We start from the raw sequence: 5,453 nt of genomic DNA on the forward strand, positions 1-5,453 counted from the left end.
GAGTCGCCGCCGGCGTGAGCGCCGCGACGGCCAGTCTGCTCGCCCGCGCCGCGACCGGCGACGAGGCGCGCGCGTTCGCGCTGCTGGCCGAGCTGTCCGAAGCGCTCGCCGTCTCGCTGGACCTGCGCCAGACCCTGCCGCTCGCCCTGCAGCGCATCGTCGACTACATGCAGGTCGAGGCTGCCTCGCTGTTCCTGCTCGACGAGCCCAGCGACGAGCTCGAATGCAAGCTCTGCGTCGGGCCGGTCGAGCTGACCGGCGCGCGCCTGAAGCGCGGGCAGGGCGTGGTCTGGCGCTCGGTCGTCGAGAAGGCGGTCATCGTCGTCCCCGACGCCGCGGCCGACCCGCGCGTCTACCGCGGCCTAGACGCACAGACCGGCTTCGTCACGCGCAGTCTCGTCAGTGCGCCGCTGACCACGGCCAAGGGCGTCATCGGCGCGATCGAGCTCGCCAACAAGCGCAGCGGCGAGGCCTTCGACGACACCGACGCGGGCATCCTGCGCCTGCTCGCCGCGCCGACGGCGCTGGCCATCAGCAATGCGCGCATGGCCGCCGAACTCGTGGAGCAGCAGCGGCTCAAGCGCGAGTTCGACCTCGCGCGCCGGCTGCAGAAGCTGCTGCTGCCCAAGCGCCGCCGCGCCGGCTTTCCGCTGCTCGCGCTGAACCTGCCGGCGCACGAGATCTCCGGCGACTTCTACGACTATTTCGACCTGCCCGACGGCCGCATCGGCTTCGTGATCGGCGATGTCGCCGGCAAGGGCCTGGACGCCGCGCTGCTGATGACGCGCGCAGCCAGCCTGCTGCGCTGGGCCGGCAAGGACGGCATCGCGCCGGGCGAATGGCTGCGCCGGGCCAACGAGGAACTGTGCCAGACCACGCACGGCGGCCGCTTCGTCTGCGCCGCGGTCGGTTATTACGACCGCAGCAACGGGCTCGTGCAGATGGCCGGCGCCGGGTTTCCGCCGGCGCTGCTGTACCAGAGCGGCATCTGCAGCGAGCACCGTTCCGAGGGACCGCCGCTGGGCATCGTCGTCGGCCAGGAATTCAGAGAGACGCGGCTGCGCCTCGGCGGCGGCGCGCTGTATTTCTTCTCCGACGGCGTGACCGACGTGCGCAGCAACGGCGGACGCCTGGGCCAGGACGGCGCGCGCGCGCTGATCGAGCGCCATGCGGCCGCGCCGCCGGAAGTGCGCCTGCGCTCCATCGTCTCGGAGCTGCGCCAGCTGCGCCTCGTCGACGACACCACACTGCTGCTGCTCGAGGAAAGCCGGCCCAACGCCGCGGTGCTGCTGCTGCGCCAGGTGTTCCCGGCCGAGCCCGAGCGGCTGCGCGGCATGCGCGCGGAGCTGCGCCTCGCGCTGGAGCGCGACGGCGTTGCCGCCGACCTGCGCGATCGCCTCGTGCTAGCCGTCGACGAGGCCTGCTGCAATATCATCCGGCACGCCTATGCCGGAAGCTGCGGCGATATCGTGCTGTCATTGCAGCGTGACGGCGACGTGCTGGAGTTCGAGCTGCGCGACGACGCTCCCGGGGTGGATCCGTCGCGGGTGACGCCGCGGGACCTGGCCGAGTGCCGCGCCGGCGGGCTCGGCGTCAATTTCATCGACGCGCTGATGGACGGCTGGCGCCTGCAGCCGTGCGCCGGCGGCGTCGGCAACGTGCTGTGGATGTGGAAGCGCGTCGTGGCGCCCACGGAGGAACTGCCTTGAACGACCTGACCACGGAGCCGCACGGCAATCTGCTGCTGATCCGCCTCAGCGGAGAAGTCGACCTGTCCTGGTCCGGACGCGTGCGCGACGCGATCATCGAGGCGCTGGAGCGTCAGTCGGTCGGCGTCGACCTGTCGGCCGTCAGCTACATCGACTCGTCCGGCATCGCCGCGCTCGTCGAAGGCCTGCAGACTGCGCGCGACGGCGAGCGCCGCTTCGTGCTCGTCGCGACGAGTCCGGCCGTGCTCGCGGTGCTCGAACTCGCGCGGCTGGACCGTGTGTTCACGCTCGTGCCCGATCTGGCCGGTCTGGCGGCGCCGGAGGCCGGTTGAGCCGCCCGGCCTTCCAGCCGCTGGCGGATCTGGGCCGCGCGACCGTGCAGTCGGTCGCGGGCTTCGGCTATGCCGGCATGCTGCTGGCCGAAAGCCTCTGGTTCGCCGCCTGGGGCTGGCGCAGCGGCCAGCCCGTGCGCCTCGGTGCGATCGTCGCCGAGATGCGCCGCGTCGGCGTCGAGGCGCTGCCCATCGTCTGCCTGCTCGCGCTGACGATCGGCATCATGCTCGGCATCCAGTTCATCGCCGCGCTGAAGGAGTTCGGCGCCCAGTCCCAGGTCGTCGTCGCCGTGGCCAAATCGGTCACGCGCGAATTCGGCGCGCTGATCACGGCAATCCTCGTCGCCGGCCGCTCGGGCTCGGCGCTGGCCGCGCGCATCGGCTCGATGACGGTGTCGCAGGAAGTCGACGCGCTGGCCGTGATCGGCATCGAGCCGGTGCGCTATCTCGTCGCGCCGGCGCTGATCGCGATGCTCGTCATGCTGCCGGTGCTGACCGTGTTCGCCGACGCGGTCGCGATCGTCGGCGCGGCGTTCTACAGCGCGCCGGCGCTCAACGTCCCGGTGCAGGCCTACCTGTTGCAGACCCTGTCGCTGCTCGATCCGGGCGATCTCTGGCAGGGCATCTGCAAGAGCGCCGTGTTCGCCGTGCTGATCACCCTGATCGGCTGCAGCACCGGCTTCTCGGTCACCGGCGGTGCCGAAGGCGTCGGCCGCGCGACCACGCGCGCGGTCGTGCTGTCGATCTGCTACATCATCGTCACCGACATGATCTTCTCGTTCTTCCTGAACCGATGAACGACACGGCCGCGCCATTGATCGACGTGCAGGGGCTGGAGGCCTGGTACGGCAAGCGCCGGATCCTGCACGACGTGGATTTCCGCGTCGAAGCCGGCGAGATCCGCGTGATCATGGGCGGCTCGGGCTCGGGCAAGAGCACGCTGCTGCGGCATCTGCTCGGCCTGCACCGGCCGGCGCGCGGCAGCATCCGCCTGTTCGGCACCGACATCGTGCGCGCCGGCCCGCGCGAGCTGCAGCAGTTGCGCCGCCGGCTCGGCGTGTCGTTCCAGGGCGGCGCGCTGCTGACCTCGATGACGGTCGGCGAAAACGTCGCGCTGCCGCTGCGCGAGCACCATGCCGAGCTCAGCGAGAACCAGATCCGCATCATGAGCCGCATGAAGCTCGAAGTCGTCAATCTCGGCGGCTTCCACGACCTCATGCCGAGCCAGCTGTCCGGCGGCATGGTCAAGCGCGCGGCGCTCGCGCGGGCCATCGTCATGGATCCGCAGCTGCTGTTCTTCGACGAACCTTCGGCCGGCCTCGATCCGGTAGTCTCCGCGGAGCTCGACGAGCTGATCCTGCGCCTGCGCGATGCGCTGCGCATGACCATCGTCGTCGTCACGCACGAGCTGGAGAGCGCGTTCAAGATCGCGGATACGATTACGGTGCTGGACCAGGGCGCCGTGCTGATGACCGACACGGTCGACGCCGTGCGCCGCTCGGACAACGAGCGCATCCAGGACCTGCTGAACCGGCGTCCGCGCGAAGTCGTCGTCGACACCGACGCCTATCTGCGCCGCCTGACCGAGGAAGAGGCATGAACAGGGAACTGCGGAGAGCTCCGTGAAACGCGACCACGTCAACTACACCCTCGTCGGCGCCGTCGTGCTCGCGGCGCTGGGGCTGCTGCTGTTCGCGCTGTTCCTGATCACCGGCAAGCGCGGCGGCGAGGCCGACTACCACACCTACTACCGCAACGTGACCGGCCTGCGCGCCGGCGCGCCGGTGTTCTACCAGGGCTATCGCATCGGCCAGGTCGACGGCGTCACGCCCGAGCGCGGCGAGAAGGGTACGCGCTATCGCGTGACCCTGAGCGTGCGCGCCGACTGGCCGATTCCGCAGGACTCCGTCGCGCGGCTGCAGGCCAGCGGGCTGCTGGCCGACGTGACCGTCGCGATCCGCGAAGGCGACGGGCAGGCGATGCTGCCGGTCGGCGCCGAGATCCGCGGCGAAGAGGGCACCGATGTGTTCGGCGCGATGAACGAGCTTGCCGCCGAGGTCACGACCCTGACGCGCGACCAGCTGACGCCGCTCGTGCGCAACCTGTCCGGCCGCATCGATTCGATCACCGGCTCGCTCGACAAGGGCACGCCCGAAGTGCTGAACCAGGCGCGCGTGCTGCTCGTGCGCCTGACCGAGGCGTCCGAATCGGTCAACGACCTGCTCAAGCCGGCCAACCGCGAAGCCGTCAGCGGCATACTCGGCGACGTACGCGCGCTGAGCCGCGACCTGGACACGACCAAGGCCAACCTGGACCGTGCACTCGGCGACCTGGCCGGGCTGACCCACGACAACCGTGTCCATGTGAACGCGGCCGTCGTCGACCTGCGCGCCGTGCTCGCGACGCTGTCCGGCCGCATCGACACGATCGTCCACCACCTGGACAGTGCGAGCCGCAACGTGGATGAATTCAGCCGCGAGATCCGCAAGAATCCGAACCGTTTGCTGCTGGCGCCCAAGGCCGATACGCCAGAGGAGTCCGAACGATGAGGTTGGCCGCCAAGGCCGTGCTGCTCGCGTCGCTGCTGCTGGGCGGCTGCGAATCCGTGCCGGTGCCCGAAGTGACCTGGTACCGCCTGCCCGATCCGGTGCTGCCGCCGGCGCGCGCCGCGCGCTTCGAGGTGCCCGTCGACGTGGCGATCTTCAGCGCCGACGGCATCTATGCCGACCAGGCGCTGATCTATGCGCTGGACAAGGACGGCCATGCGCTGCGCGCCTACCACTACCGCCAATGGAGCGATCCGCCGTCGCGCATGCTGCAGCGCCGGCTGATCCGCGTGCTGCGCCAGATCGATGCGGCGCCGCAGGTCAGCGACCGCCTGCCCGCGAGCGCGAACGTGCTGCGCATCAGCGCGGTGATCCAGCGCTTCGAGCGCGTCCAGGAGGCCGGCGCCTGGCACGTCGACGTCGCGCTGCAGATGCGCGTGGAGAGTGCCGGCGAGCTGTTGTCGGAGGAAATCTACTCGGCGCGCATTCCGGCGGCCGACGCGGAGATCGCGACGAGCATCGCCGCCTACGGCCAGGCGCTCGATCAGATCTATGCGGCGTTCGTCGCCGAGCTCGCCGGCCTCGGCGCGAAGGTGAGCGCATGAGCGCGACCGCGCCGTCGGCGCTGCGGCTGCGCCAGCTCGATGCGATGGGCGTGGTCGCCTATCGCCTGCGTTCGCGCAGCGACGGCGCGACGGCACCGGCGTCCATCGAGACCGAGACGGCGGTCGCGGCCGCCGGCGCGCGCGTCGCGGTGATCTGCGAGCAGCCGGCGGGCACGGTCGCGGCACTCATCGCGGGCGCGCTCGGCGTGTCCGAGGCCGCCTTGCACTGGCAGGTGCCGCGCGAAGATCGGAAGAGCGTCG

General features: G+C 70.7%; 7 protein-coding genes. All 7 read left to right on the forward strand.

The annotated features are described in order from the left end of the window. The coding region (locus NON22_RS19750; protein WP_257388695.1) for an ATP-binding SpoIIE family protein phosphatase at positions 1 to 1,709 on the forward strand (1,709 nt) is incomplete at its 5' end. After that, positions 1,706 to 2,041 carry an STAS domain-containing protein gene (locus tag NON22_RS19755; RefSeq protein WP_257388696.1) on the forward strand — a complete coding sequence of 112 codons (336 nt, stop codon included), beginning with the start codon at positions 1,706 to 1,708 and terminating at the stop codon, positions 2,039 to 2,041. The genes NON22_RS19750 and NON22_RS19755, both read left to right, overlap by 4 nt. Next, on the forward strand, positions 2,038 to 2,838 hold the full coding sequence (locus NON22_RS19760; protein WP_257388697.1) for an MlaE family ABC transporter permease: 801 nt from the start codon (positions 2,038 to 2,040) through the stop codon (positions 2,836 to 2,838). The genes NON22_RS19755 and NON22_RS19760 overlap by 4 nt, the downstream gene beginning before the upstream one ends. After that, a complete protein-coding gene (locus NON22_RS19765) occupies positions 2,835 to 3,641 on the forward strand; it encodes an ABC transporter ATP-binding protein (RefSeq protein ID WP_257388698.1) in 807 nt (268 codons plus the stop codon). Before NON22_RS19760 ends, NON22_RS19765 begins: the two co-directional genes overlap by 4 nt. Positions 3,642 to 3,663: 22 nt before the next feature. Next, positions 3,664 to 4,590, forward strand: a complete 927-nt coding sequence (locus NON22_RS19770) for an MlaD family protein (protein ID WP_257388699.1) — start codon at positions 3,664 to 3,666, stop codon at positions 4,588 to 4,590. Further along, positions 4,587 to 5,192, forward strand: coding sequence for an ABC-type transport auxiliary lipoprotein family protein (locus NON22_RS19775; RefSeq protein WP_257388700.1), 606 nt, complete (start codon positions 4,587 to 4,589; stop codon positions 5,190 to 5,192). Before NON22_RS19770 ends, NON22_RS19775 begins: the two co-directional genes overlap by 4 nt. After that, a partial coding sequence (locus tag NON22_RS19780; RefSeq protein ID WP_257388701.1) for a hypothetical protein occupies positions 5,189 to 5,453 on the forward strand: 265 nt, incomplete at its 3' end. The genes NON22_RS19775 and NON22_RS19780, both read left to right, overlap by 4 nt.

The sequence above is a fragment of the Tahibacter caeni genome (genome assembly GCF_024609805.1).
In the GTDB taxonomy this organism is placed as follows: domain Bacteria; phylum Pseudomonadota; class Gammaproteobacteria; order Xanthomonadales; family Rhodanobacteraceae; genus Tahibacter; species Tahibacter caeni.

Bases quoted from the DNA above. Each gene is read 5' to 3' on its own strand.
- NON22_RS19775 (WP_257388700.1), top strand. From the start codon at position 4,587: ATGAGGTTGGCCGCCAAGGCCGTGCTGCTCGCGTCGCTGCTGCTGGGC.
- NON22_RS19765 (WP_257388698.1), top strand. From the start codon at position 2,835: ATGAACGACACGGCCGCGCCATTGATCGACGTGCAGGGGCTGGAGGCC.